Genomic DNA, 25,989 nt, shown 5'->3' with positions numbered 1-25,989 from the left:
GCCATGGAAGAAACAGATGTCATCGAGCCCGACCCGGCCCCTGCCGCGGCGGGCATTCATTTCGATATGATCAAGGAGAAGATTCCCCGCTGGCTCTATCAGGCGGCTCCGGAAATACGCCTGTTGTTTCGCGAGCACCTGCTGGCCCTGGAGACGTCGCGACATGAAATCCGGCGGATCATGGCGCAGTTGCAGAAGATCGACGCGTTCTGCATGCCCCGTCTGGCCCAGGCGCTGGAGCGACAGGTCAACGGCGACCACGACTTGCAGGACGTGCGGTTTGTCAGGGTCGATGCGACCTACCTGTCCAGTATCTTCGAAGACAAGCTCTTTACCTTCGCCCATAGCCAGACCCTGCTGGAGGCGGCCTTGCAGAACTTCGAGGCCGGTGAGGCCGAGCGGGGGGCGCTGGAAGGCAAGGCCATTATCCAGTTCCCGGGGCAGGCTGCTGGCAGAAAACGGTCCCTGGCGCCCGAGGATTTTGCCTGGCTTTGTCGGAACCTGGACCTGGGCGCCTTGTATCAGACGCATATCGACAGTGTGTTCAACCCTCCCGAGTCGTCGGCCAACGGTGCTTCTTCGGTAAAGCAGCATTTTGCCGAGTATGACAAGCAGACACTGGCGGTGACTGCCGATATCGCCTACATGAAGGGAGAGATCACCGCGTCGACCTACGGTTTGCTCGGGGGACTGGTCAAGGGGCAGACGGGCCTGAAGCTGGGAGGCGAACTGATTCATTGCAGTCGGATGAAGATGTTCGATATCGAGTTGAGCGGCTGGGTGGTCATCGGCGCGCAACTGATCGAGGGCTCGACGTTGCCCTGCATTGCCTATATCCCGGATGATCCGCGCGGGCCATTGAAGCGCTACAGTCACTTTGTCCTCTTTGAGCACGATCTGACCCTGAAACTCAGGGATCCGTCCTACCAGCAGTTTTTCGCCCGCTTCGTTCCCGAGGAGCACCGGCTGCGATTTTTCCGGACGCTGAAAGCCAGTTTGCTTTCCCGGGACCGCAAATGGCCGCCCGTACCGGTGATCTACCAATATATCCCGTTAAGCGAAATACCCATCGAGGGCGATCTGTTCGAAAACTTTCAGGAGCAGCGCTATAACCGGATCAAGGCGCATGCACGTCTACTGGCGGTGCCTACGGCCGATGTCGATGCACGGGTGCGCCAGGCGCGTCTGGATGCCTATCGCGAAGCCGGTCTCAGTCTACTGGCACTGGCCTTGTCGTTCGCGCCAGTGATCGGTCAGATCATCCTGGCTACGTCCGTGGTGAAGATGGTCGTGGAAGTCTATGACGGATTCGCGGCCTGGCAACTCGGGGAGAAGCGCGAGGCCCTCGACTACCTGCTGGGCGTGGTTGAAGACATTGCCCTGCTGGCGGCCGGGGCCGTGGTCGTGAAAGGCGGCAAGGCCCTGTTCAAGACGCGGGCCCCGGCTTCGGTCGACGCTTTGATCCCCGTGGACGCGCCGGAAGGCGGGCGCCGATTGTGGAAGGCCGATCTTGCCCCCTATGAGCGTGACATCCATCTGCCGGAGGACATCCAGGCCAATGGGATGGGGCTTTATCCGTTCCAGGACAACCTCTATCTACCGCTGGCGGGAAAGCTGTATGCCGTGAGGTATGACAGGGCTCGCCTGCAATGGCAGATAGAGCATCCTGGTGACGGACAGTTCCACGCCGTGCCGCTCAGGTTCAACCGCACAGGGGCCTGGCGAACGGTTTACGAACGAGTGGCGGAATGGCCCGTGGAGCAGTTGTTCCGCCGCCTGGGCGAGCCCATGGTCGGATTGGGCGACAAGCTGCGTTCACAGATCCGTCAGTTGTGCTCGCCCCAGGAGAGGGTGTTGCGCAAAGCGCTGACGGAAAATCAGCCGGCCCCCGCGCTGCTGCTCGATACCATCAAGCGTTTCAGGATCGACCAGGCCATCAACGATTTTATCGGCGAGGTGCCCGACGCTATCTCGCGCACACTGGAGCAGGGCGATCTGCGCCTGCGGTTGTTGACATCGTTGCCGGAGTGGCCGGAAAACCGCGTTGTCCAGGTGTTCAATGGCGAGGGTGAAGTTATCGAGGAATACGGTCGGCGTACGTCCGAACAGTTCTCCTCGCTGCAGATCATCGAGTCACAGCTCAAGAATGGCGACCTGCTCAAGTCGACGCTGAACATGTTGAGTGAGTCTGAGCGCCACACGCTGCTCGGTGCCAACCTGACGGAAAATGGAGCGCGTGTCCGAGTATTGAGTCAACGCCTCAGGTATTGGGCCGGGCAGCGAAGGCAAGGGTTGTTCGACGAGTTGTATGTAGCGAGCGAGAAAACCGACGACGCCAGGGTCAATCGTATTCTCGGGGTGTTCCCCGGCTTGCCGGGAAGTGTCGCCCGGGAACTGATCGCGCATGGCAGCAGCGCCGAACTCGATCTCTTGAACGAGCGGGTGCCGCTACGGTTTTCGGAGGAGATCCGCTGGTATCTCAAGCAGTTGAAGCTTAACCGCATATGCGAGAGCTGGTATCTGCTGGCTCCGCAGTACGCCCAGGCTGACCGCCTCGCGCTACACACGCTTGAGCGCTTGCCAGGCTGGCCGGCCAAGGGGCTGCGGATTGAGTTGCGCAAACAGCGCTTTATCAGCGAGGCACTTGAAACGGTAGGGGACCCGGATGTCACCACGCCCCGGGTGATTCTCAAGGTCGGTGGAGAGTACAGCGCCTTCGATTACTCGGGGACGTTTCTGGGGAGAGCGAATAATATTTTCGACGCATTGGTTCGCGCCTTACCGGAGCCTGATCGCATTGCCCTCGGATTCGGCGGTGCGCGGCGAGGTGCCTGGCTGAAAGAACAGATTGTCGGCCAGATTGCCCGAGACCCTTATACCGCCCAGGGTACGCTTGGTCTGGCCCCTTCCAGTCGCTGGTTCAGGCCACCGATGCGCCTGGCCTCGGGGCGTATCGGCTACCCGATGAGCGATGGCAGCAGGATCCTCGGCTATTCCGAGCGATTGATCGGGCGTGTGCGTGACCTGTATCCGGGGTTTTCCTCGCAAGAGGTGGGGAGTTTTCTCACTTCTCTGCACCTGCCCGAATCGGCCTGCCTGGTGGAGCTCGAACGCCTGCGCGAGGAGTATGAAACGCTGTTCACCACGCTGGATAAATGGGTGCAGCGCCAGACCTGGAGGCGTGTCCGGGGCACCTTGCAAGTCGCTCCCGTGGCCCTCGACAACAAACAGCGGGTAGCCGACGCGATCCTGGCCTGCTGGAGGAAACAGTCCAACCGCCACCTGTTGGGCGGGCAGAACTTCTACGAGCTGGACCTGTTGGGCATGCGTGTCGGCGACTTGCCGGCGATCACTGCCGACTTCAGTCATGTGGGCTTTCTGTTCATGAACGACATGGCCCTTGCCAGCACTGAGGTTTCGTTCCTGTCGCGCTTCCGGCAGTTGCGCTGGCTGTCCATGGGCTTCAACCATCTGAGCAGCCTGCCGGTGGAACTGGAGAACATGTCCGAGTTGGCCCACCTGCACCTGCCAGGCAACCAGATCGTGCTGAACGCCCAGGCATCCGCGGTGCTGGCGGGCCTGACCCGGCTGAAGTTCCTCAACCTCTCGGACAACCCGTTGCTCCTGCCGCCCGATATCAGCCGGATGAGCGAGCTGGAGACCCTGTTGCTGCGTCATGCCGAACTGGATCGCTGGCCATCCGGGGCAGCGGCGCTGCGTAACCTGCAACGCCTGGACCTGCGCAACAATCGTATCTCGACGATCCCCGAGGAGGTTTACTCCTGGCCCGCCGCCATCAACCGGATTACCCATCTGCACGAAAATCCGGCGCTTTCGGCCGAGGGCATGCAGCGATTGCAACGTTACCAGCGTGAAACCGGCATCAACTTCGGTATCGATATCCCGGGCCGGCCGCGCCCTCATGCCGTGCGCCGCACGCCGTCGCTGCGCGAGTGCGACCACTGGCTGGAGGCGGTATCGGTTGAGCAGAAAAACCTCAAGGAGCAGCAATGGCAGTTGCTGCACCGCCAGCAAGGCTCCGAAGACTTCTTCAAGCTGCTGGCGGACCTGAGTGTCACCGCCGAATACCGCGAGGCCCGCGAGGATCTGAGCCTGCGTGTCTGGCAGGTGGTGGATGCGGCCAGTCAATACAGCGAACTGCGCGAAGAGCTGTTTGTCTCGGCCTCCCACCCGCAGACCTGCTCCGATGGCGCGGAGCTGGTGTTCAGCGACATGGAGGTCAGGGTCCTGGTGCATCAGGCGAGGGCAATGGCCGCGGGCACTCCGGCCGTGACCGAGCGGAATCTGCTGAAGCTGGCCCGGGGCTTGTGGCGCCTGGACGAGGTCGAGGCCCTGGCCCAGGCGGATATCGAGGCACGGCTGAAGGTCTCGAGCGCGGCCCAGGTCGATCCGGCGGAGGTGAGGCTGGCCTATCGCATTGGCTTGAGGGAGCGACTGGATTTGCCGGGCCAGCCCGGGCACATGACCTTTACCGAATTGGCCCGGGTGACGAAGCAGAACCTGGACGCGGCCTGTTCCAGGGTACTGGCTCGGGAAGAAAGCCCGGCGTATGCAAAGGCCCTGGCGGATCGCGAGTTCTGGGTCGACTACCTGAAGGAGCATAACCCCGCGCGGTTCAAGGACATCGATGAGCAGTACCAGGCCGTTGTCTCCGCGCTGGACGCCCGGCGTACCAGCCGAAGCAGCCCGCAATGGCATGAGTTCATCGATATCGAACTGGAGGCGCAGATGGGCGATGAGCTCAAGGCCTGGCGAGAGGCGCAGGCCAGCGAGGCGCTGGCGCTGACCCGGGAAACGCTGGAGAGGATTCCAGAAGAGGAACTGGACTCATGAGCACCGGCCCGGGCGCCGGATGGACGCCCGGGTCGAGCGGGTTCAGCGACGACGGAACAGCGGCAGCGGTTCGTCGGTGGCGGCCTGGTAGGTCACCGAGAAGTCCTTGAGGCTTTCGAGGGCTTCGTAGGGGTCCTTGTCGGCTCGCAGGGCATAGGCATCAAAGCCGCAGCGGCGCAGGTAGAACAACTGGTCGCGCAGCACATCGCCAATGGCCCGCAATTCGCCCTTGTAACCGTAGCGGTCACGCAGCAGGCGGGCATTGGAGTAGTTGCGGCCGTCGGTGAAGGCCGGGAAGTTCAGCGCAATCACCTGGAAATGCTGCAGGTCATCGCCGATTTCCTCGGCTTCCTCATCGGCGTCCAGCCACACGCCCAGGCCGCCGTCGCGGGCCTTGAGGGCGTGGGCGTGCTCGCGCCACAGGGCCAGCGGCACGATCAGGTCGTCGCAGTTGGTAATGCCGTCGAGGGTCGCGTCCTTGGGCAGCAGGTGCCAGGTTTCGTCGATGACCTCGTTGTTCTTAATGATTCGCTGCATAGACGCGTTCCTTGAAGAGGTCGATGCCGATACGTTGATAGGTGTCGATGAAGCGCTCGTCTTCGGTACGTTGTTCCACGTACACGTCGATCAGCTTCGAGATCACGTCGGGCATGTCGTCCTGGGCGAAGGACGGGCCGAGGATCTTGCCCAGGCTGGCGTCGCGGCTGGCGCTGCCGCCCAGGGACACCTGGTAGAACTCTTCGCCTTTCTTGTCCACCCCGAGAATGCCGATATGGCCCACGTGGTGGTGGCCGCAGGCGTTCATGCAACCGGAGATGTTCAGGTCCAGCTCGCCGATGTCGAACAGGTAGTCCAGGTCGTCGAAACGACGCTGGATGGCTTCGGCGATCGGAATCGACTTGGCGTTGGCCAGGGAGCAGAAGTCGCCGCCCGGGCAGCAGATGATATCGGTCAGCAGGCCGATGTTCGGCGTGGCGAAACCGTGCTCGCGCAGTTCGCCCCAGAGGGTGAACAGCTGGCTCTGCTCGACATCGGCAAGAATGATGTTCTGCTCGTGGGACGTCCGCAGCTGGCCGAAGCTGTAGCGGTCGGCGAGGTCGGAAATGGCCTCGAACTGCTTGTCGGTGACATCGCCCGGGGCAACGCCGGTGGGCTTGAGCGACAGGGTCACGGCGACATAACCGGGCTTCTTGTGGGCCAGGGTATTGCGGGTGCGCCAGCGGGCGAAGCCGGGGTGCAGGCGGTCCAGCTCGGCGAGTTGTGCCGCCTGGTCGTCCAGCGCCTTGTAGTCCGGATCGACGAAGTGCCTGGCGACGCGCTGCACTTCGGCTTCGGTCAGGGTGGTCTGGCCGCCGCGCAAGTGGGCCATCTCGGCCTCGACCTTCTCGGCGAAGACCTCGGGGGTCAGGGCCTTGACCAGGATCTTGATGCGCGCCTTGTACTTGTTGTCACGACGACCGTAGCGGTTGTAGACCCGCAGGATGGCATCGAGATAGCTCAACAGGTCCTGCCACGGCAGGAACTCGTTGATAAAGGCGCCGACCACCGGGGTACGGCCCAGGCCACCGCCGACCAGCACGCGGAAACCCAGCTCGCCGGCGGCGTTGTACAGCGGCTCCAGGCCGATGTCGTGGACTTCGATGGCGGCACGGTCGGAGGTCGAACCGTTGATCGCAATCTTGAACTTGCGCGGCAGGTAGGCGAATTCCGGGTGGAAGGTGGTCCACTGGCGAACGATCTCGCACCACGGGCGCGGATCGACCAGCTCATCGGCGGCGACCCCGGCAAACTGGTCGGTGGTGACGTTGCGCAGGCAGTTGCCGCTGGTCTGGATCGCGTGCATCTGCACGGTGGCCAGCTCGGCGAGGATATCGGGGATGTCTTCCAGCGCCGGCCAGTTGAACTGGACGTTCTGCCGGGTGCTGATATGGGCATAGCCCTTGTCATAGTCGCGGGCGATCTTGGCCATCATTCGCGTCTGGCGCGATGTCAGCTGGCCGTAGGGCACGGCTACCCGCAGCATCGGGGCGAAACGCTGGATATAAAGGCCATTTTGCAGGCGCAGAGGGCGGAACTCTTCTTCGCTCAGTTCACCTGCCAGATAGCGTCGGGTCTGATCACGGAACTGCTTGACGCGGTCCTCGATGATCCGCTGATCGTACTCGTCGTATACGTACATATTGATCCTGTTTTCAGGCTTTTATAGGTCCCGCGAAAGCACAAGCGCAGTCACGTTACCTGAACAATTCCGCGCGCACGGCCGCGCACTCCTGCAAGGAGCCGGCGCAAGATAGCAGTTTGCATTTATGCGCAAAAGTGATGTTTTTGAATATGAACATAACCAGAATCGATAAGCAGCGTTGTTCGGCAAAGACCTTGGTTGTGATAGGGGCAATTGTCGTCTTAACTATCGATGAGTCTTCGAGCAATCACCGATAAAACCGACAAGAGGCGATGCGATGGGCAATTCAACCAAAGCAAGGAAAAGCGACAGTACGGTCGATGCCTGGGCGATCCTGTTTCTGATCATCCTGGTGGTAGGCACCGCGGTGTTCTGGGTCAGCCACAAATAGCGCGGCATTCCCTGCCGCCGCACTGAAACGCAATCAGCCGTCACTGTGGAAGCGAGCTTGTTTCCGGTGGCGTTCCGGCGATAAACACAAGGGTGCCGTCTGTCTGCTGGGGGCCTGGGTTATCGTTGACGCCTGTCTTGAGCAAGCCCGCTTCCACAGGGGAGGGCATTCGTGTCTGCGCGACCTCCCTTTCTGGCACGAATCGTCGGACAGTTTCGACGATCTGTCTCGGTCTCCAGGTACTTTGCTTGCTATCATGCGCCGCTTATTTCCGGGGCGCGGTGACATGCTGAAGACTCTCTGCAAGGGGCTGTTGATCCTGAGCCTGCCGTTCTGGGCCGTGGCCCAGGCCACCACCGTGGTATTTCTCAACCCCGGCTACTCCTCCGAGCCCTTCTGGCGCAGCTACAGCGACTTCATGCAGGCGGCGGCGCGCAATCTCGGCCTGCAGCTGGAGGTGCGCTATGCCGAGCGCGACCCGCAGACCAGCATCGCCCAGGCCCACGACATCCTGCAAGCCGCGCAGCGGCCCGATTACCTGCTGTTCGTCAACGAACAGTACATCGCGCCGCAGATCATGCGCATGGCCCAGGGCAGTGGGGTGAAGCTGTTCCTGGTCAACAATGCATTGACGCGCGAGCAGAGCCAGCACCTGGGCGCCGCTCCGGAATTGCTGGGCAGCATGGTGCAGAACGACGAGGAGGGCGGTTACCTGATGCTCCAGGAACTGATCCGCCTGCGCACCTTGCAGGCCCCCGGCCAACCCATCGAGTTGCTGGCCTTTGCCGGGATGAAGCTGACCCCGGCTTCGCAACTGCGCGAGAAAGGCATGCGCCGGGCCTTGGCCGAGCATCCCGAGGTCCGCTTGCGGCAACTGGTGTATGGCGAGTGGAGCCGCCAGCGGGCCTTCGATCAGGCCGGGCAGATGATTCGCCGCTATCCGCAGGCCTCGCTGGTCTGGTCCGCCAATGACGAGATGGCCCTGGGTGCCATGGAGGCCTTTGAAAAGGCCGGGCGCCAGCCGGGGCGGGATGTCCTGTTCAGTGCGGTCAACAGTTCGCCGCAGATTCTCCAGGCACGCATCGACGGACGCCTGAGCGTGCTGCTGGCCGGGCATTTCACCCTGGGTGGCTGGGCGATGGTGCTGCTGCGCGACGATGCCGACGGCATCGACTTCGCCCGTCACGGTGGGCGGGAGCGTCAGATACAGGTCTTTGAACTGATCGACAAGGCACAGGCCAAGCGCCTGCTGAACCTTGGCGCCGCCGATGACTACCACGTCAATTTCAGGAAACTGAGCGCCCGCGGCCAGGCGGACAACTACCGTTATCCCTTTTCGCTGAAGACCGTGCTGCCCTGAAAATATCCTATGCTGGCTGTAGTCCGGCGGTTGCCAGGGAGCACGTTGTCAGACGCCGGCGAAGAGCAGCACCAGTTTGACGATGCCGAACAGCGCCAGCGCGAACACGGCGGTGAACAGGATGCCCAGGATGACGAAATGACTCGGCTTGCCGTGGGTGAAGTCGCGGGCGCGGTTTCTCCCGCTTTGCACGCCGAAGGCAGCCGCCATCACGCTGTGCAGCATCTGCCAGAAGGTCGGGGGTTTGTTGTCGATCGGGTCGTCCATAAAGCCCTCCACACAGGTCTGTGTGTGGAGAGCATAGACGATCCCCGGTGGACTCAGTTGTCGTAGCCGAGGTTGGGCGCCAACCAGCGCTCACTAACGCTCAGGTCCTGGCCCTTGCGCGCGGTGTAGCTTTCCACCTGGTCCTTGTCGACCTTGCCCACGGCGAAATACTGCGCCTGCGGATGGGCGAAATACCAGCCGCTGACCGCCGCCGCCGGGAACATCGCATAGTGCTCGGTGAGGAACACGCCGCTCTTGCCGGCCCTGCCTTCGCTGGCGTCCGGGTCCAGCAGGGTGAACAACGTGCTTTTCTCGGTGTGATCCGGGCAGGCCGGATAGCCGGGAGCCGGGCGGATACCGCTGTACTGCTCCTTGATCAGCGCCTCGTTGTCCAGCGCTTCGTCCCTGGCATAACCCCAGTATTGCTTGCGGACCTGCTGGTGCAGCCATTCGGCGCAGGCCTCGGCCAGGCGGTCGGCCAGGGCCTTGACCATGATCGAGTTGTAGTCGTCGCCCTTGTCCTGGTAGGCCTTGGCGACTTCCTCGGCGCCGATCCCGGCGGTGGTGATGAAGCCCCCCACGTAGTCGGTGATGCCGCTGTCTTTCGGCGCGACGAAGTCGGCCAGGGAGAAGTTCGGCTTGCCGTCGGTCTTGATGATCTGCTGGCGCAGGTGATGCAGCCTGGCAATGGGCTGGCCGTCTTCGCCATAGAGTTCCAGGTCATCGTCCTGCACCTGGTTGGCGGGCCAGAAGCCGAACACCGCGCGGGCACTGATCAGTTTCTCGTTGATCAGCTTGTCGAGCATTTCCCGGGCATCGGCATAGAGCGCGGTGGCGGCTTCGCCGACCACTTCGTCCTCGAGAATGCGCGGGAACTTGCCGGCCAGGTCCCAGGAGATGAAGAACGGTGTCCAGTCGATGTATTCGGCGAGGACCTTGAGGTCGATATTGTCCAGCACCCGGGCGCCGGTGAAGGTCGGTTTCACCGGCTGGTAGCTGCTCCAGTCGAACTGCGGTTTCTTGGCGATCGACGCGGCGTAGCTCAGGCGCTCGGTGCGGGCGCTGCGGTTGGCGGTGCGCTCGCGGACCTCGATGTATTCCTCGCGGGTCTTCTGCACGAAGCCGGCCTTGAGTTCCTTGGACAGCAACTGCGTCGCCACGCCCACGGCGCGGGAGGCGTCGGTGACATAGACCACCGCATCGTTGCTGTAGCGCGGTTCGATCTTCACCGCCGTGTGGGCCTTGGAGGTCGTCGCGCCGCCGATCATCAGCGGCAGGTGGAAGTCCTGGCGCTGCATTTCCCGGGCGACGTGGACCATTTCATCCAGCGACGGGGTGATCAGCCCGGAGAGGCCGATGATGTCGCATTTCTGCTCCTTGGCCACCTGCAGGATCTTTTCTGCCGGCACCATCACGCCGAGGTCGACGATATCGTAGCCGTTGCAGCCCAGCACCACGCCGACGATGTTCTTGCCGATGTCGTGGACGTCGCCCTTGACCGTGGCCATGAGGATCTTGCCCTTGGCTTCCGGCTTGTCGCCTTTTTCCAGTTCGATGAACGGAATCAGGTGGGCCACGGCCTGTTTCATCACCCGGGCGGACTTCACCACCTGGGGCAGGAACATTTTCCCGGCGCCGAACAGGTCGCCGACGATGTTCATGCCGGACATCAGCGGACCTTCGATCACTTCGATCGGGCGGGCGAAGGACTGGCGCGATTCTTCGGTGTCTTCGACGATATGGGTGGTGATGCCCTTGACCAGCGCGTGTTCCAGGCGCTTGTTGACGGGCCAGCCGCGCCATTCCTCGGTCTCGGCTTCCTTGACGCTGCCGTCGCCCTTGTACTTGTCGGCGATGGCGAGGAGGGCGTCGGTGCCTTCCGGGGTGCGGTTGAGGATCACGTCCTCGACGGCATCACGCAGTTCCACCGGGATCTGGTCGTAGATCTCCAGCTGGCCGGCGTTGACGATCCCCATGGTCAGGCCGTTGCGGATCGCATACAGCAGGAACACCGAGTGGATCGCCTCGCGCACCGGGTTGTTGCCGCGGAACGAGAAGGACACGTTGGACACGCCGCCGCTGGTCAGCGCATAGGGCAGCTCGTCACGGATATAGGCGCAGGCATTGATGAAATCGACGGCGTAGTTGTTGTGCTCTTCGATACCGGTGGCAACCGCGAAGATGTTCGGGTCGAAGATGATGTCTTCCGGCGGGAAGCCGACTTCGTTGACCAGGATGTCGTAGGAGCGCTTGCAGATTTCCTTCTTGCGCGCCTCGGTATCGGCCTGGCCGGCTTCGTCGAAGGCCATCACCACCACGGCGGCGCCGTAGCGCTTGCACAGCCTGGCATGGTGGATGAACTGCTCGACGCCTTCCTTCATGCTGATGGAGTTGACGATGCCCTTGCCCTGGATGCACTTGAGGCCGGCTTCGATCACTTCCCACTTGGAGGAGTCGATCATGATCGGTACGCGGGAGATATCCGGTTCACCGGCGATCAGATTGAGGAAGGTCACCATGGCCTTCTTCGAATCGAGCATCCCTTCGTCCATGTTGATGTCGATCACCTGGGCGCCGGCTTCCACCTGCTGCAGGGCGACTTCCAGGGCTTCGGTGTAGTTGTCCTCGCGGATCAGCCGGGCGAAGCGCGCGGAACCGGTGATGTTGGTCCGCTCGCCGACGTTGACGAACAACGACTGGCGGTCGATGGTGAACGGTTCCAGGCCGGACAGGCGGCAGGCCTTGGGGATGTCCGGGATGACCCGCGGTGCGTAGCCGGCAACGGCCTTGGCGATGGCCGCGATATGCCCGGGGGTGGTCCCGCAGCAGCCGCCGACGATGTTCAGGAAGCCGCTCTGGGCGAATTCCTCGATGACCTTGGCGGTTTGTTCCGGCAACTCGTCGTACTCGCCGAATTCGTTCGGCAGGCCGGCATTGGGGTGCGCGGAGACGTGGGTGCTGGCCTTGTTCGACAGTTCTTCCAGGTACGGCCGCAATTCGCTGGCACCCAGGGCGCAGTTCAGGCCGACCGAGATCGGCTTGGCATGGGCCACGGAGTTCCAGAAGGCTTCGGTGGTCTGCCCCGACAGGGTACGGCCGGAGGCGTCGGTGATGGTCCCGGAAATCATGATCGGCAGTTCGAAGCCCTGTTCCTCGAAAACGCCTTGCACGGCGAAGATCGCCGCCTTGGCGTTGAGGGTGTCGAAGATGGTCTCGATCAGGATCAGGTCGACGCCGCCTTCGATCAGGCCGCGGGCGGCCTCGGTGTAGTTTTCCACCAGTTCATCGAAGGTCACGTTGCGGTAGCCGGGGTTGTTCACGTCCGGCGACAACGAGCAGGTGCGGCTGGTCGGGCCGAGTACACCGGCGACGAAGCGCGGCTTGGCCGGGTTTTCCAGGGTCTTGGCGTCGGCGATCTTGCGCGCCAGCCGTGCGCCTTCGACGTTCAATTCGTAGGCCAGGTCTTCCATGCCGTAGTCGGCCATGGAAATGCGCGTGGCGTTGAAGGTGTTGGTTTCCAGAATGTCGGCGCCGGCGTCCAGGTAGGCCTTTTCGATGCCGCCGATCACATCCGGACGGGTGATGACCAGCAGGTCGTTGTTGCCCTTGACGTCGCTGGGCCAGTCAGCGAAGCGTTTGCCGCGATAATCCTGCTCTTCGAGCTTGTAGCTCTGGATCATCGTGCCCATGCCGCCGTCAAGAATCAGGATGCGTTCTTTGAGGGCTTGCTGGAGAGCGTGTAGGCGAACACTGCGATCGGACATGGGACTACCTGGAAAGACGGACACAGAAGAGGCGCGATAATAGCAAACCTGTGCGCTTTTAGAGCATGACAGGGTTTTGCATGAATATCGCTCATGTTTAAACGGCGATGACCCTGTAGAATCAGTGCGTTTTTATTTTCAGGATCAGGGCCATGTCGTACCGCTTTATCAGCGCTTTCCTACTGCTGTTGCTCAGCAGTGTCACTCAGGCGCAGAGCCCGGCCCCGGCCCTTTCCTATACTCGCGACATCCAGCCGATCTTTACCGAGAAGTGCGTGGCCTGCCATGCCTGCTACGACGCGGCCTGCCAGCTCAACCTGGGCAGTGCCGAGGGAGCGGCACGCGGCGCGTCGAAGATCCCGGTCTACAACGGCGACCGCAGCAAGGCCTCGCATCCGACCCGCCTGTACATCGACGCCCAGACCCCGCTTGCCTGGCGACAGAAGAAGTTCTATTCGGTGCTGGATGCCCAGGGCAGCCAGGCGGCCCTGATGGCGCGCATGCTCGAGCTGGGCCACCGGACACCGTTGCAACCCAACGCCAAGCTGCCGGAAGATATCGTACTGGGCCTCAATCGCGAGAATATGTGCCCGTTGCCCGCTGAGTTCGACGCGTACGCCGGTGCCCATCCGAAAGAAGGCATGCCCCTGGCCGTGACCGGCCTGACCGACCAGCAGTACCAGACCCTGCAACGCTGGCTGGCCGCCGGTGCGCCGATGGATGCCCAGGCCTTGGCGCCGAGTGCCAGGGAGTCGCTGCAGATCGCCCAATGGGAAAACCTGCTCAATGCGCCGGGTGCCCGGGAAAGCCTGGTGGCGCGCTGGCTCTATGAGCACTGGTTCCTGGCCCATATCTATTTCGAAGGCGGCGAGCCGGGGCACTTTTTCCAGTGGGTGCGTTCACGCACGCCGAGCGGCCAGCCGATCGACCTGATCAATACCCGGCGACCCAACGATGATCCGGGCACCCAGGTGTATTACCGGTTATGGCCGGTGCAGGGGGTGATCGTCTACAAGACCCATATCACCTACGGCCTGAGCGCGGCGAAGATGGCCCGGATCAAGACGCTGTTCTACAGCGGCAACTGGCAGGTCACGGCCTTGCCGGGCTACGGCCCGCAGCGTCGGGCCAACCCGTTCGAGACCTTCGAGGCGATTCCGGCGGCGGCGCGCTACCAGTTCATGCTCGATAACGCCGAGTACTTCGTCGATACCTTTATCCGTGGGCCGGTCTGTCGCGGGCAGATCGCGACCGATGTGATTCGCGACAACTTCTGGGCGTTGTTCCAGGCGCCCGAGCACGACCTCTATATCACCGACCCGAGCTATCGTGGCGCGGCCACGCCACTGCTGGCGATGCCCGGACAGAACGACGATGTCGGCAGCGTGCTGAGCCTGTGGCTGGCCTATCGCGACAAGCGCAACGAATACGAAGCCCTGCGTACCGAGGCCTACGCCGCCGCGCCGGCGCCCAGCTGGTCGAGCCTGTGGGCCGGCAATGACAACGCCTTGCTGAGCATCTTCCGCCACTTCGACAGCGCCACCGTCAGCAAGGGGCTGATCGGCGAGGTGCCGCAGACGATGTGGCTGTTCGACTATCCGTTGCTGGAGCGCACCTATTACCAGTTGGCGGTCAACTTCGACGTGTTCGGCAATGTCTCGCACCAGGCGCAGACCCGGCTGTACTTCGACCTGATCCGCAATGGCGCCGAGCAGAACTTCCTGCGCCTGATGCCGGCGGACTCTCGCGATGCCTATCTCGACGACTGGTACCAGAACAGCGGCAAGCTCAAGATGTGGCTGGACTACGAGAACATCGACGACGACAAGCCTAGCGCCCTGAAACTCGATGAAAAGGACCCGAAACTCGATTTCGCCAGGCAGTTGCTGGCCCGCTACGGTGATCTCAATGCCCATCCCGACCCGATCAACCGCTGTGACGGCGCCTATTGTTCGCGGCCCAATATCGCCCCGGCATTGCAAGAGGCCGAACAGTCCCTGAGCCGCCTGACCTCGCGCCCGGCGGCCGGGCTCAAGGTCATCGACCAGTTGCCGGAAGCGACGATGCTGCGTATCGAGACCCGCGACGGCAAGCGCGAGGTCTACAGCCTGCTGCGCAACCGTGCCCACAGCAACGTGGCCTTCATGCTCGGCGAGGCCTACCGCTATCAGCCGGGCCTGGACACCGTGACCCTCTACCCCGGGATCCTCAGCAGTTATCCCAATTTCATGTTCAATATCCCCGCCGAGCAGGTGCCGGCGTTTGTCGCTGCGATGGAGCAGGTCAAGGATGCCGCCGGGTTCGAGCAGATCGTCCAGCGCTGGGGGATTCGCCGCAGCCATCCGCAGTTCTGGCAGTATTTCCATGACCTGACCACCTACCTGCAGGAAACCGACCCGATCAATGCCGGGGTGCTGGACATGAATCGCTACGAGAATCTCTGAGGGGCGGGGATCGCCGCGCACCGCAAGGGCGTGGCTGCGCCCGTGGTGGCGGCTTCTTTCCCGACAAAAATACTAGGACTTTGTCCGGCGGCCCGATTGGCGTAAACTGGCGGCAAGTCTGTGAGGAGATTCCATGAGCGCCATAACCATTACCGATGCCGCCCACGATTATCTGGCTGATCTGCTGTCGAAGCAGAACACCCCGGGGATCGGCATCCGCGTTTTCATTACCCAGCCGGGTACCCAGTACGCCGAAACCTGCATTGCCTACTGCAAGCCGGGCGAGGAAAAGCCTGAAGACACCGCGCTGGGGCTGAAAAGCTTCACCGCCTGGATCGATTCCTTCAGCGAAGCCTTCCTCGATGATGCAGTGGTCGACTATGCCACCGACCGCATGGGCGGCCAGCTGACCATCAAGGCGCCGAACGCCAAGGTGCCGATGGTCAACGCCGACAGCCCGGTCAACGAGCGTATCAATTACTACCTGCAGACCGAGATCAATCCGGGTCTGGCCAGCCATGGCGGCCAGGTCAGCCTGATCGACGTGGTCGAGGACGGTATCGCTGTGCTGCAGTTCGGTGGTGGTTGCCAGGGCTGCGGCCAGGCCGACGTGACCCTGAAGGAAGGCATCGAGCGGACCTTGCTCGAACGTATTCCCGAGCTCAAGGGCGTACGCGACGTGACCGACCATACGCAGAAAGAAAACGCCTACTACTGAGTCCGGTAGCAGGGCGTTCGCTGCGTCCGGTTGAACAGAAAACGGTGCCCGTGAGCACCGTTTTTTTTTGCGTGATCGATTGCGACCGCTCCGGCGCCTTCGCGGGCAAGCTCGGCTCCCACAATCAGTGGTCGCTCATCAATCTGCCGTACACCACAGCACTGTGGGAGCGGGCTTGCCCGCGAAGAGGCCCGTCCTGCCGCCAAAACTGTCAAGCCACCACACGGCTCTGCAGATAATGGCGCAGCCGCTCCTGCAGATAAGGCACGCCCAGCGGGTGCTCCAGGTATTCGGCGATCGACATCATCCGCCAGTACTGGCCTTCGTCACCAAAGCGGATCGCCTCGATTTCCGCCCGTTGCAGTTGTCCGACCAGAAACCACGACTGGGTATCGGGCTGGGTGACGCTGGGATAGCGTCGCGCCCATTCGATGCGCTCGGCGCCGATACGCAGGGAAAACTCTTCGTCCAGCTCTCGCAGGGCGCATTCGCTCGGGGTTTCATCGCCTTCGCGACCGCCGCCGGCAAAATCCCAGTGACCGGGGTAGGGGATGCTGTCCTTCATGTCGCGCAGATAGGTCAGCAACTGGTCGCCACAGATCAGCGCCAGCTTGGCACCGGAAAACAGCTGTTCGGACATCGGTTTCCTCCTGGTCATCAAGGCCGGTAAAGATGGGCATGACCGGCACGATACAGCGAAGACTCGCTGAAGTGGTCGCTGGCCAGCACGCGTCCCACCAGGATCAGCGCCGTGCGGCGAAAGCCCTTGGCCTCGACCTTGGCCAGGATATCCGCCAGCGTGCCCTGAACCCAATCCTGGTCGGGCCAGGTGGCGCGATGGATCACCGCGATCGGACAGTCCGCGCCGTAATGCGGGAGCAGTTCCTCGATGATCCTGGCCAGGTGATTGACCCCCAGGTGAATCGCCATGGTTGCCCCATGCCGGGCCAGGCTGCCCAGTTCTTCGCCGGCCGGCATGGCGGTCTTGTCGGCATAACGGGTAAGGATCACGCTCTGGGAAACATCCGGCAGCGTCAGTTCGACACCGAGCAGCGCCGCGCAGGCGGCCGTCGCGGTCACCCCGGGAATGATTTCATAGGCAATGCCCAGCTCGCGCAGGTGACGGATCTGCTCGCCGATGGCGCCATACAGCGAGGGGTCGCCCGAGTGCACCCGGGCGACATCCTGGCCCAGGGCGTCGGCCGCCTTGATCAGGTCGATGATCTGTTCCAGGTGCAGTTCGGCGCTGTTGACCACCTGCGTGGCGCTATGGCCTTCCAGCACGGCTTCGGGCACCAGCGAGCCGGCGTAGATGATCACCGGGCAGCGATGGATCAGGCGTTGGCCCTTGACGGTAATGAGTTCCGGATCGCCGGGGCCGGCACCGATGAAATAGACGGTCATGACACTCTCTGAACGGGGCTGCGCAAGGCTTCACATGAACAGCGTTCATGCAGGAGAAGGGGATTATCGAGGGTTTTGCCCGGTCCAGGCCAGTGCAAAGGTCGCCAGCGGATGTTTCCGGCGGGAAATCAGCAGGCTCGCGGTGGCTTGTCCCAGTTGCTCGGCAAGGGCCAGCGCGGCGCTTTCGGCGACGCCATGGCAGCCGGTCCGTTCGAAGGCCAGGCTGGAGCGATGGCTCAGTCGTGGTTCATAAGGTGCCAGTTCATCGGCGCTGAAGAACAGCAACGGCAGGTTGAGGCGTTGCGCCAGTTCGCGCAGCCCCGGCTCATGCCGCTTGCCATCGATGCTTGCCAACCCCTTGATCGCCTTGAGGTTGATCTGGTGGGCCAGCAGCGATTGTTCGAGCAATGCCAGCAAGGTCGCGGCGCTGCAGCCTTGCCGGCAGCCGAAACCAACCGCGAGGGTTGGCGTCGTCCCGGTTGCACTCATGCCGGGTAATGGTCGTCGGTCTTGCGGCGGAACAACCAGGCGCTGATCAGGCCCAGGGCCAGCCAGAACGCCGCGTTGGTCAGTTGCGAGGCGATTTTGAACTGCGCTTCTAGTTCTTCGGGCGCGAGGCTGGAGTGGACTTCCGGCTGCGGGGCGCCGATCACATGGGGCACCACGACAATCGCTACGCCCAGCAGTTTGAGTGCCCAGTGCTTGCCGAAAACCACCAGGGCAATGGCGACAGCAGTGGAAGCGGCGGTGCCGACCCACCAGATCTGCCGCTGCAGCAGGTCCGCCGCGGCGGTGCCGGGCAGTTCCGGCGGCAGGCCGAGGGTGGGCGCCAGGCAGAAGGTCGCGTAACCGGCCAGGCCCCAGAGCAGGCCCTGGGAAGTGCGGTTCGGTGCGCGCAGGGTATAGAGGCCCGCCAGCATCAGGGCGAAGCCGACGGCGACCACCAGGTTGCCGCCGGTGGTGGAGAGCACGCGCTGCCAGCCGTCTTCCGGCTCCCAGGCTTCCTCATCATGGGTATGACCGGCCATGGCGGCGTCGGTATGTTCATGGGCTTCGCTGGCGGGTGCTTTCTCGTAGGTCTCGGCCTGGAGAATCAGCGGGGCGACCCAGAAGCTTTGCAGCAGGGTCAGCAGCAACGCCGCCAGCAGGCCGGTGAAGCCGGCGGTCTGGGCGATACGCTTGATCATGTCGGTACTCTCTATAGTCGGACTATGGTCGGGCCAGGGCTCAGTGGCACGGGAAGGCAGAGCTGTGACGGGTATCGTGGGCGGCGTTGTGGACCGCTTCGATATGCGAGAAACCGGCGAAATAGACCAGCAGTGCGCCGAGTATGCTGGCGCCGATGGCGGCGACGATACGTTGGCTCTGGGTGGTTGTGGCAGCGCTCGAGTGGCTGGTGGTGGTGATCGACATGGCCCTTCCCTCTGAAATGTCAGCAGGCGGCCAAGCGCGAAAAAACCTCGGCGAGCGGGTGCCCGGAGGTTTCAACAGCGCCTGCCCACCGCAGGTTTGTTATTCGATATTTCCGGGCCGGTCTCCGGGCTTGCGAGGGATTCGAGCAGGGCTCGGACCTTCAAGCGTCGCCTTCCCATGCCGCTGGCGGCACAGTGGATCTGACGCTTCTCTCGCTTACCGTTGCGGGGGCAGCACCGGATTTGCCAGGCTCGATAAAGATCGGCCGACGCACCGGTTTCCCGTTTCACCCTGAAGGGCACCCAGAACAAGGCGGGTAGGAAAGCATGCGATTACCCGGTACGTCAATAAAACCCGATGCGGCCACGGGGTGCGCCGGTGCAGGCCGAGTGATGTGGAAAACGGAACTTAAAGTGATTTATAGAATAAAAAATCTAATAAAATCAATTTATTGGATAATATTTTTAATTTTATTTCTCAATTGGTCGATGGAGAACGGCTTGCCGATCAGGTACATGCCGGCCGGCACCTCGATGCTTTCGGCGTAGCCGCTGGCAAACAGGACGGGCAACCCCGGCCGGACCTCGCGCGCCGCTGCCGCCAGTTCACGGCCATCCATGCCGGGCAGCCCGACATCCGTCATCAGCAGGTCGATCGGCAAGGCGGTGTCGTTGATGATCTGCAGCGCGAGGTCGCTGCTGCTGGCTTCCAGCACCTTGAACTCCAGTTCCTCCAGCACATCGACAATCAGCATGCGGACAATGGTGTCGTCCTCGACAACGAGGATGGTGGAGTTTGCTGCGCACATAGTGGGCTTCCCAAAAAAATGAAGGCGGGCAGGAGGGTGAAAAATGCTCGCCTCTTGCATCAGTAAGCCGCCGATCCGCACAAGTTCCCGCCGTTGTACAAAAAAAGGGGGCTGTACAAAGTAGCCAGGATAGCGGTTCTCCTTGGTAGAGGGCAGTGCGAGGTCTGAAATTGCCTTCTACGCTGTGAGAAAAATAGATCTTTTCCGCGGAATTACGGCAAACTCCTTTGTTTTCAACACTTCGTCCGAGGCCCGAAATGAATTCACCGTCTTCGGTTGATGAGCAGAGCTTTCGCAAACTCCTGAGTCGCAACGTCAGCCTGCCGCTGGGTGTCGGTGTACTCAGTGCGGTGTTTTTCATCTCATTGATCACCTATCTGCTCTCGGTGATCCAGTGGGTCGAACACACCGATCGGGTGATCAACACCACCAACGAAGCGATGAAGCTGTCCGTCGACCTGGAAACCGGCATGCGCGGGTTCCTGATCACCGGCGATGAGCATTTCCTCGATCCCTATGAGGTCGCCAAGCCGAAGATCATCGCCGAGCTGCGCGGACTGCAGCAGTTGGTGGCGGACAACCCCCAGCAGGTCGACCGGTTCCGGCGCATCGAGGCGCTGCAAGGGGCCTGGACCGAATACGCGCAGTCGATGATCGACCTGCAGCGTTCCAACGGTGACTATCGGGGCGCGGTACAGGCCGGGCGCGGCAAGCGCCTGAGCGACGAGATTCGCAACGAATATGACAGTGCCGTCGCTACCGAGCAGCAGTTGCGTCTTACGCGCAACGAGGATGTCAGTCGCACCACCCTCTGGACCATTGGCCTCTACCTGGTCTTCGTGCTGGGCTTGAGTGCCTTGCTGGCTTATGTCGGTCGAAAAGATTTATTAAGCCTTTCAGATAGTTACAGCAAAAACCTCGCGTCACAACTAAGGAGTGCCGAGCGCCTGGAGAAACAGGCATGGCTGCGCAGCGGCCAGACCGAACTGGCCGAGCAGGTGCTCGGCCAACTGAGCCTCAACCTGCTGGGACGCAATATCCTGCAGTTCTGCGCGCAGTACCTGGGGACCGCCGTGGCCGCGCTCTATGTGCGCGAAGACCATGGTGGCCTGCGGCGCGTGGCCAGTTATGGTTTCTCTCGCGAACAGGAACAACAGGAACAGGAAATCTTCACTGACGAGGGGATTGTCGGCCAGGCCGCGACCCAGGGGCAGCTGATCCGCCTTGACGAAGTGCCGGGCGATTACTTCAAGGTCAGCTCCGGACTCGGCGAAGGCTCGCCGCGCAGCGTACTGGTGGTGCCGACCACCAACGACGAACGGGTCAACGGCGTGATCGAGCTGGGTTTCCTGCGGGGGCTCAACGAGCGTGACATCGAGCTGCTAGACCTGATCGCCGACAATATCGGCACCTCCATCGAAGCGGCCCGCTACCGCCAGCGCCTGCAGGAAGTCCTGGCCGAGACCCAGCAGCTCAACGAAGAGTTGCAGGTCCAGCAGGAAGAACTGAAGACCGCCAACGAAGAACTGGAAGAACAGTCACGGGTGCTCAAGGAGTCCCAGGTTCACCTGGAGACCCAGCAGACCGAACTGGAGCAGACCAACGAGCAACTGGCCGAGCAGGCCCTGGCCCTGGCCGAGCAGCGCGACGCCATGGACCGCAAGAACGGCGAGCTGAACCAGGCCCAGGCTCAGCTGGAAGAGCGTGCCGAGGAGTTGCAGCGGTCGAGCAAGTACAAGTCCGAATTCCTCGCCAACATGTCCCATGAGTTGCGTACGCCGCTCAACAGCTCGTTGATCCTGGCCAAGCTGCTGGCGGAGAACCCCCAGGACAATCTCACCGACGAACAGGTCAAGTTCGCCGAGTCGATCTATTCCGCCGGCAACGATCTGTTGAACCTGATCAACGACATTCTCGACATTTCCAAGGTCGAGGCCGGCAAGCTTGAAGTGCGCCCGGAGAACACCAGTGTGGCGCGCCTGGTGGAGGGGCTGCGCGACCTGTTCCAGCCGTTGGCCGGTGAAAAGCAACTGGATTTCACCGTGGAGATCCAGGATGGCGCCCCGGTGATGTTGTTCACCGACCGCCAGCGCCTGGAACAGGTGCTGAAGAACCTGCTGTCGAATGCGGTGAAGTTCACCGAAAAAGGCCTGGTCAGCCTCAGTGTCTCGCGCCAACCGGGCGTGGGGGTTGCCTTTACCGTGCGCGACTCCGGAATCGGCATTGCCCCCGAGCAGCATGAAAGCATCTTCGAAGCGTTCCGCCAGGCCGATGGCACCACCAATCGCCGTTATGGCGGCACCGGCCTGGGCTTGTCGATTTCCCGCGACCTGGCCGCCTTGCTCGGCGGCTCCATCAGCGTCGCCAGCGAGCCGGGGCAGGGCAGTGTATTCACGCTGGCACTGCCGGAACGTTATGTCGAAGCCGATGAGGGCACCCCGGTGGTCCAGGCCCCGGTACATGTGCCGTCGGTCATGGTCGCCAGCGTGCGCAGCGAGCCTCCCGTGGCGATTGAGGTCCCGGTTGCGCGGTTTGCCGACGATCGTGACAAGGCGCCGTTCGGCACGCGCTGCATCCTGGTGATCGAGGATGAGCCGAGCTTTGCCCAGATTCTCTACGACCTGGCCCATGAGCTGGGCTACCAGTGCCTGGTCGCCCATGGCGCCGATGAAGGTTTCGCCCTGGCGGCCCAGTTCATCCCGGACGCGATCCTGCTGGACATGCGCCTGCCCGATCATTCCGGCCTGACCGTGCTGCAACGCCTCAAGGAACAGGCGGCGACCCGGCATATCCCGGTGCACGTGATCTCCGTCGAGGACCGCGTCGAAGCCGCCATGCACATGGGGGCCATGGGGTACGCGGTCAAGCCGACCACCCGCGACGAACTCAAGGAGATTTTCTCCCGGCTCGAAGCCAAGCTGACCCAGAAGGTCAAGCGTGTGCTGCTGGTCGAAGACGATGACCTGCAACGCGACAGCATCGCGCGGCTGATCGGTGACGAGGATATCGAGATCACCGCGGTAGGCCTGGCCCAGGATGCGCTGGAGCTGCTGCGCGAGAACGTCTACGACTGCATGATCATCGACCTCAAGCTGCCGGACATGCTCGGCAACGAGTTGCTCAAGCGCATGTCCACCGAAGACATCCGTTCGTTCCCGCCGGTGATCGTCTATACCGGGCGCAACCTGACCCGCGACGAAGAGGCCGACCTGCGCAAGTATTCGCGTTCGATCATCATCAAGGGCGCCCGTTCGCCCGAGCGCCTGCTCGATGAAGTGACATTGTTTCTGCACAAAGTCGAATCGCAGTTGTCCCATGAACGTCAGCGCATGCTCAAGACCGCCCGCAGCCGCGACAAGGTCTTCGAGGGTCGCAAGATCCTGCTGGTGGACGATGACGTGCGCAATATCTTCGCCCTGACCAGTGCCCTGGAGCACAAGGGCGCGATCGTCGAGATCGGCCGTAATGGCCGCGAGGCGATTGAAAAACTCAACGAAGTCGATGACATCGACCTGGTACTGATGGATGTGATGATGCCGGAAATGGATGGCTACGAAGCGACTGTGGAGATCCGCAAGGAACCGCGCTGGCGCAAGCTGCCGATCATCGCGATCACGGCCAAGGCCATGAAGGACGATCAGGAACGCTGCCTGCAGGCCGGCTCCAACGATTACCTGGCCAAGCCCATCGACCTGGATCGCCTGTTCTCGCTGATTCGCGTGTGGCTGCCGAAAATGGAAAGGATCTAGTGGAGCAAAACTTCGATATCGAACTGCGTCTGTTGATCGAGGCTATCTACCTCAAATACAGCTATGACTTTCGCGACTATTCCGGCGCATCGATCAAGCGCCGGGTCAACCATGCCCTGCGCCAGTTCGACTGCGCGACCATCTCCGCCCTGCAGGAACGGGTGCTGCACGATCCGACGGCGTTCATGCAACTGCTGCAGTTCCTGACCATACCGGTCAGCGAGATGTTCCGCGATCCCAGCCACTTCCTGGCCATTCGCCAGGAAGTGGTGCCGCTGCTCAAGACCTATCCATCGATCAAGATCTGGATCGCCGGTTGCAGCACGGGCGAGGAGGTCTACTCCATGGCGATCCTGCTGCGGGAAGAGGGCTTGCTGGAGCGCACGATCATCTACGCCACCGATATCAACCCCAGCTCCCTGGAAAAGGCCAAGCAAGGCATCTTTTCCCTGGACAACGTGCGTGCCTATACCCAGAACTACCTGCAGGCCGGCGGCCAGCGGGAGTTTTCCGAGTACTACACGGCAGCCTATGGCTATGCGATTTTCGACAAGACCCTGCGTGAGAACGTGACCTTTGCCGATCACAGCCTGGCCACCGATAGCGTATTCTCTGAAACTCAATTAATTTCATGTCGCAACGTATTGATTTATTTCAATAAAAAGCTTCAGGATCGTGCCTTTGGTTTGTTCCATGAATCGCTCTGCCATCGTGGTTTCCTGGTGCTTGGCAGCAAGGAAACCCTGGATTTCTCGCCCTTTGGCAAGCAGTTCGAACCCCTGATCAAGCAAGAGCGGATCTATCGCAAGCTATGAGCGAACTGGCCCTTGAGTTCACCCAGCGACAGCGTGTCGACGCCATCGCGGTCGGCGCTTCGGCCGGCGGCGTCGAGGCCCTGCTGACCGTGTTCGGTGAGCTGCCGGCCGGTTTCGGCCTGCCGATCATTGTCGTGCTGCATATGCCCGAGCAGCGTCGCAGCCAACTGGCCGAGGTTTTCTCCCGGCGCCTGCGGCTGCCGGTCAAGGAGGCTGACGACAAGGAGCCGGTGAGTCCGGGCACCCTGTATTTCGCCGCGCCCGGTTATCATCTGTCGGTGGAGCGCGACCGCAGTTTTTCCTTCAGTCGCGAGGAGCGCGTGCACCACTCGCGCCCCTCCATCGATTACCTGTTCGAGTCCTGCGCCGATGCCTATGAAGCGCGCCTGATGGCGGTGCTGCTGACCGGCGCCAACCATGACGGCGCCCGTGGGTTGGCCCTGGTCAAGGCCCGGGGTGGCCTGACCGTGGTGCAGGACCCGCACGAAGCGCGGGTGGCGACCATGCCCGAAGCCGCCTTGGCCTTGCACGAACCTGACTATATTCTCCCTTTGCGCGGCATCGGCCGTCTGCTTGTCGAGCTGGAACGAATCGCATGCTAACTACTATCCAGGCCAAACTGCTGATCGTCGACGATCTGCCGGAAAATCTGCTGGCGCTGGAAGCGCTGATCAAGCGTGAGGACCGCATCGTCTACAAGGCCCTGTCGGCCGATGAGGCGCTGTCGCTGCTGTTGCAGCACGAGTTCGCCATGGCCATTCTCGACGTGCAGATGCCGGGCATGAACGGCTTCGAGCTGGCCGAACTGATGCGCGGCACCGAGAAGACCCGGAGCATTCCCATCGTTTTTGTCAGTGCCGCCGGGCGTGAGCTCAACTATGCCTTCAAGGGCTATGAAAGCGGTGCGGTGGATTTCCTCTACAAGCCCCTCGACACCCATGCGGTGAAGAGCAAGGTCAATGTCTTCGTCGAGCTGTATCGCCAGAGCAAGGCCATGAAGCAGCAGGTCGAGGCCCTGGAGCAGAGCCGCCACGAACAGGAGGCGCTGCTCAAGGAGCTGCGGGCGACCCAGGAAGAGCTGCGGCACGCGATCCGCATGCGCGATGACTTCATGTCGATCGTGTCCCATGAGGTGCGCACGCCGCTCAACGGGCTGATCCTCGAAACCCAGTTGCGCAAGATGCACCTGGCCAAGGACAACGCGGCCGCCTTCAGCCTGGACAAGATGCACGCCATGGTCGAGCGCGACGAGCGACAGATCAAGAGCCTGATCCGGCTGATCGAGGACATGCTCGATGTGTCACGCATCCGCACCGGCAAGCTGTCGATCCGTCCCAGCCGCTTCGATCTTTCCCAACTGGTCGCCAAGTTGCTCGAAGGCTTCGCACCCCAGGTGGAGGCCGCCGAGTCGACCCTCAACTTCCAGGCTGCGGAGCCGATAGTAGGCTGCTGGGACGAGTTCCGTATCGAGCAGGTGATCTCCAACCTGTTGACCAATGCCTTGCGCTACGGTGCGAAAAGCCCGATCGATGTACGGGTCTACGCGCAGGATGGCGAGGCGCGGGTTGAAGTGCGCGACCGTGGCATCGGTATCAGCGAGGACAACCAGAAACGCATCTTCCAGCAGTTCGAGCGGGTTTCGGCCAGCCATGTGGCCGCCGGTCTCGGGCTGGGCCTGTTCATTTCCGAACAGATCGTCAGCGCCCATGGCGGTACCATCAAGCTGCAGAGCGCTCTTGGCGAAGGCGCCACCTTCTGTGTTTGTCTGCCGTTGCAGGAAAACCCGTAGAACGACGCAACCTCTCGGCGGGGGGATGGTC

Annotated in this window: 18 protein-coding genes and 1 riboswitch; of the genes, 8 read left to right on the top strand and 10 right to left on the bottom strand. The window is 62.0% G+C overall.

Annotated elements, in window-relative coordinates; all coding sequences use genetic code 11:
- The first annotated feature begins 3 nt into the window (after positions 1 to 3).
- On the top strand, positions 4 to 4,854 hold the full coding sequence (locus tag ACL9RJ_RS02980; RefSeq protein ID WP_422764864.1) for an NEL-type E3 ubiquitin ligase domain-containing protein: 4,851 nt from the start codon (positions 4 to 6) through the stop codon (positions 4,852 to 4,854).
- A gap of 42 nt (positions 4,855 to 4,896) precedes the next feature.
- Here ACL9RJ_RS02980 and ACL9RJ_RS02975 read toward each other — a convergent pair whose 3' ends face one another.
- Complete coding sequence (locus ACL9RJ_RS02975) at positions 4,897 to 5,391, bottom strand: DUF934 domain-containing protein (RefSeq protein WP_017127278.1); 495 nt, start codon at positions 5,389 to 5,391, stop codon at positions 4,897 to 4,899.
- Positions 5,375 to 7,033: a nitrite/sulfite reductase gene (locus ACL9RJ_RS02970; RefSeq protein WP_177117885.1), complete on the bottom strand. Its 1,659-nt coding sequence runs from the start codon at positions 7,031 to 7,033 to the stop codon at positions 5,375 to 5,377. Before ACL9RJ_RS02970 ends, ACL9RJ_RS02975 begins: the two co-directional genes overlap by 17 nt.
- Before the next feature lie 680 nt (positions 7,034 to 7,713).
- Here ACL9RJ_RS02970 and ACL9RJ_RS02965 point away from each other — a divergent pair.
- The gene (locus ACL9RJ_RS02965; protein ID WP_017127275.1) at positions 7,714 to 8,787 is read left to right on the top strand and encodes an ABC transporter substrate-binding protein; all 1,074 of its coding nucleotides are present in this window, start codon (positions 7,714 to 7,716) and stop codon (positions 8,785 to 8,787) included.
- A 48-nt stretch (positions 8,788 to 8,835) separates the two neighbouring features.
- Here the strand turns inward: ACL9RJ_RS02965 and ACL9RJ_RS02960 are convergent, their stop codons facing one another.
- Together ACL9RJ_RS02960 and metH are read right to left on the bottom strand one after the other, a co-directional pair.
- On the bottom strand, positions 8,836 to 9,054 hold the full coding sequence (locus ACL9RJ_RS02960; RefSeq protein ID WP_017127274.1) for a DUF2970 domain-containing protein: 219 nt from the start codon (positions 9,052 to 9,054) through the stop codon (positions 8,836 to 8,838).
- A 53-nt stretch (positions 9,055 to 9,107) separates the two neighbouring features.
- A complete protein-coding gene (gene metH / locus ACL9RJ_RS02955) occupies positions 9,108 to 12,818 on the bottom strand; it encodes a methionine synthase (protein ID WP_422764863.1) in 3,711 nt (1,236 codons plus the stop codon).
- Positions 12,819 to 12,970: 152 nt separating this feature from the next.
- Here metH and ACL9RJ_RS02950 point away from each other — a divergent pair, with 152 nt between their 5' ends.
- Both ACL9RJ_RS02950 and nfuA read left to right on the top strand, forming a co-directional pair.
- The gene (locus tag ACL9RJ_RS02950) at positions 12,971 to 15,262 is read left to right on the top strand and encodes a fatty acid cis/trans isomerase (protein ID WP_422764862.1); all 2,292 of its coding nucleotides are present in this window, start codon (positions 12,971 to 12,973) and stop codon (positions 15,260 to 15,262) included.
- Between the two features lie 133 nt (positions 15,263 to 15,395).
- The gene (nfuA, locus tag ACL9RJ_RS02945; RefSeq protein ID WP_017127271.1) at positions 15,396 to 15,980 is read left to right on the top strand and encodes a Fe-S biogenesis protein NfuA; all 585 of its coding nucleotides are present in this window, start codon (positions 15,396 to 15,398) and stop codon (positions 15,978 to 15,980) included.
- Positions 15,981 to 16,191: 211 nt separating this feature from the next.
- Here nfuA and ACL9RJ_RS02940 read toward each other — a convergent pair whose 3' ends face one another.
- From ACL9RJ_RS02940 to ACL9RJ_RS02915, 6 genes are all read right to left on the bottom strand, one after another.
- Positions 16,192 to 16,620, bottom strand: a complete 429-nt coding sequence (locus ACL9RJ_RS02940) for an NUDIX hydrolase (RefSeq protein WP_177107863.1) — start codon at positions 16,618 to 16,620, stop codon at positions 16,192 to 16,194.
- Positions 16,621 to 16,637: 17 nt separating this feature from the next.
- Positions 16,638 to 17,384: a precorrin-4 C(11)-methyltransferase gene (gene cobM / locus ACL9RJ_RS02935; RefSeq protein WP_017127269.1), complete on the bottom strand. Its 747-nt coding sequence runs from the start codon at positions 17,382 to 17,384 to the stop codon at positions 16,638 to 16,640.
- Positions 17,385 to 17,447: 63 nt separating this feature from the next.
- Positions 17,448 to 17,873 (bottom strand): cobalamin biosynthesis protein, encoded by a 426-nt coding sequence (locus ACL9RJ_RS02930; protein ID WP_017127268.1) that lies wholly within the window; start codon positions 17,871 to 17,873, stop codon positions 17,448 to 17,450.
- Entirely contained in the window at positions 17,870 to 18,571 is a 702-nt protein-coding gene (locus ACL9RJ_RS02925) for a CbtA family protein (protein WP_017127267.1), read from the bottom strand. Before ACL9RJ_RS02925 ends, ACL9RJ_RS02930 begins: the two co-directional genes overlap by 4 nt.
- 40 nt (positions 18,572 to 18,611) lie before the next feature.
- Positions 18,612 to 18,797: a CbtB domain-containing protein gene (locus ACL9RJ_RS02920; protein WP_017127266.1), complete on the bottom strand. Its 186-nt coding sequence runs from the start codon at positions 18,795 to 18,797 to the stop codon at positions 18,612 to 18,614.
- Positions 18,798 to 18,895: 98 nt separating this feature from the next.
- Positions 18,896 to 19,118: riboswitch (cobalamin riboswitch) on the bottom strand.
- A gap of 127 nt (positions 19,119 to 19,245) precedes the next feature.
- A complete protein-coding gene (locus tag ACL9RJ_RS02915; RefSeq protein WP_017127265.1) occupies positions 19,246 to 19,605 on the bottom strand; it encodes a response regulator in 360 nt (119 codons plus the stop codon).
- Between the two features lie 257 nt (positions 19,606 to 19,862).
- Here ACL9RJ_RS02915 and ACL9RJ_RS02910 point away from each other — a divergent pair, with 257 nt between their 5' ends.
- Genes ACL9RJ_RS02910 through ACL9RJ_RS02895 form a run of 4 tightly spaced genes read left to right on the top strand, consistent with a single transcriptional unit; the run spans position 19,863 to position 25,958 of the window.
- Positions 19,863 to 23,354 carry a response regulator gene (locus ACL9RJ_RS02910; protein ID WP_422764861.1) on the top strand — a complete coding sequence of 1,164 codons (3,492 nt, stop codon included), beginning with the start codon at positions 19,863 to 19,865 and terminating at the stop codon, positions 23,352 to 23,354.
- Positions 23,354 to 24,169 carry a CheR family methyltransferase gene (locus ACL9RJ_RS02905; protein ID WP_017127263.1) on the top strand — a complete coding sequence of 272 codons (816 nt, stop codon included), beginning with the start codon at positions 23,354 to 23,356 and terminating at the stop codon, positions 24,167 to 24,169. Before ACL9RJ_RS02910 ends, ACL9RJ_RS02905 begins: the two co-directional genes overlap by 1 nt.
- Positions 24,166 to 24,771: a chemotaxis protein CheB gene (locus tag ACL9RJ_RS02900; protein WP_017127262.1), complete on the top strand. Its 606-nt coding sequence runs from the start codon at positions 24,166 to 24,168 to the stop codon at positions 24,769 to 24,771. Before ACL9RJ_RS02905 ends, ACL9RJ_RS02900 begins: the two co-directional genes overlap by 4 nt.
- Positions 24,765 to 25,958: a hybrid sensor histidine kinase/response regulator gene (locus ACL9RJ_RS02895; RefSeq protein ID WP_422764860.1), complete on the top strand. Its 1,194-nt coding sequence runs from the start codon at positions 24,765 to 24,767 to the stop codon at positions 25,956 to 25,958. Before ACL9RJ_RS02900 ends, ACL9RJ_RS02895 begins: the two co-directional genes overlap by 7 nt.
- Positions 25,959 to 25,989 lie beyond the last annotated feature (31 nt).

Source organism: Pseudomonas sp. Mn2068 (genome assembly GCF_049319725.1).
Lineage (GTDB): Bacteria > Pseudomonadota > Gammaproteobacteria > Pseudomonadales > Pseudomonadaceae > Aquipseudomonas > Aquipseudomonas gingeri.
Note: the sequence above shows the minus strand (reverse complement) of the source record. Positions and strands in the feature narration are given on the sequence as shown.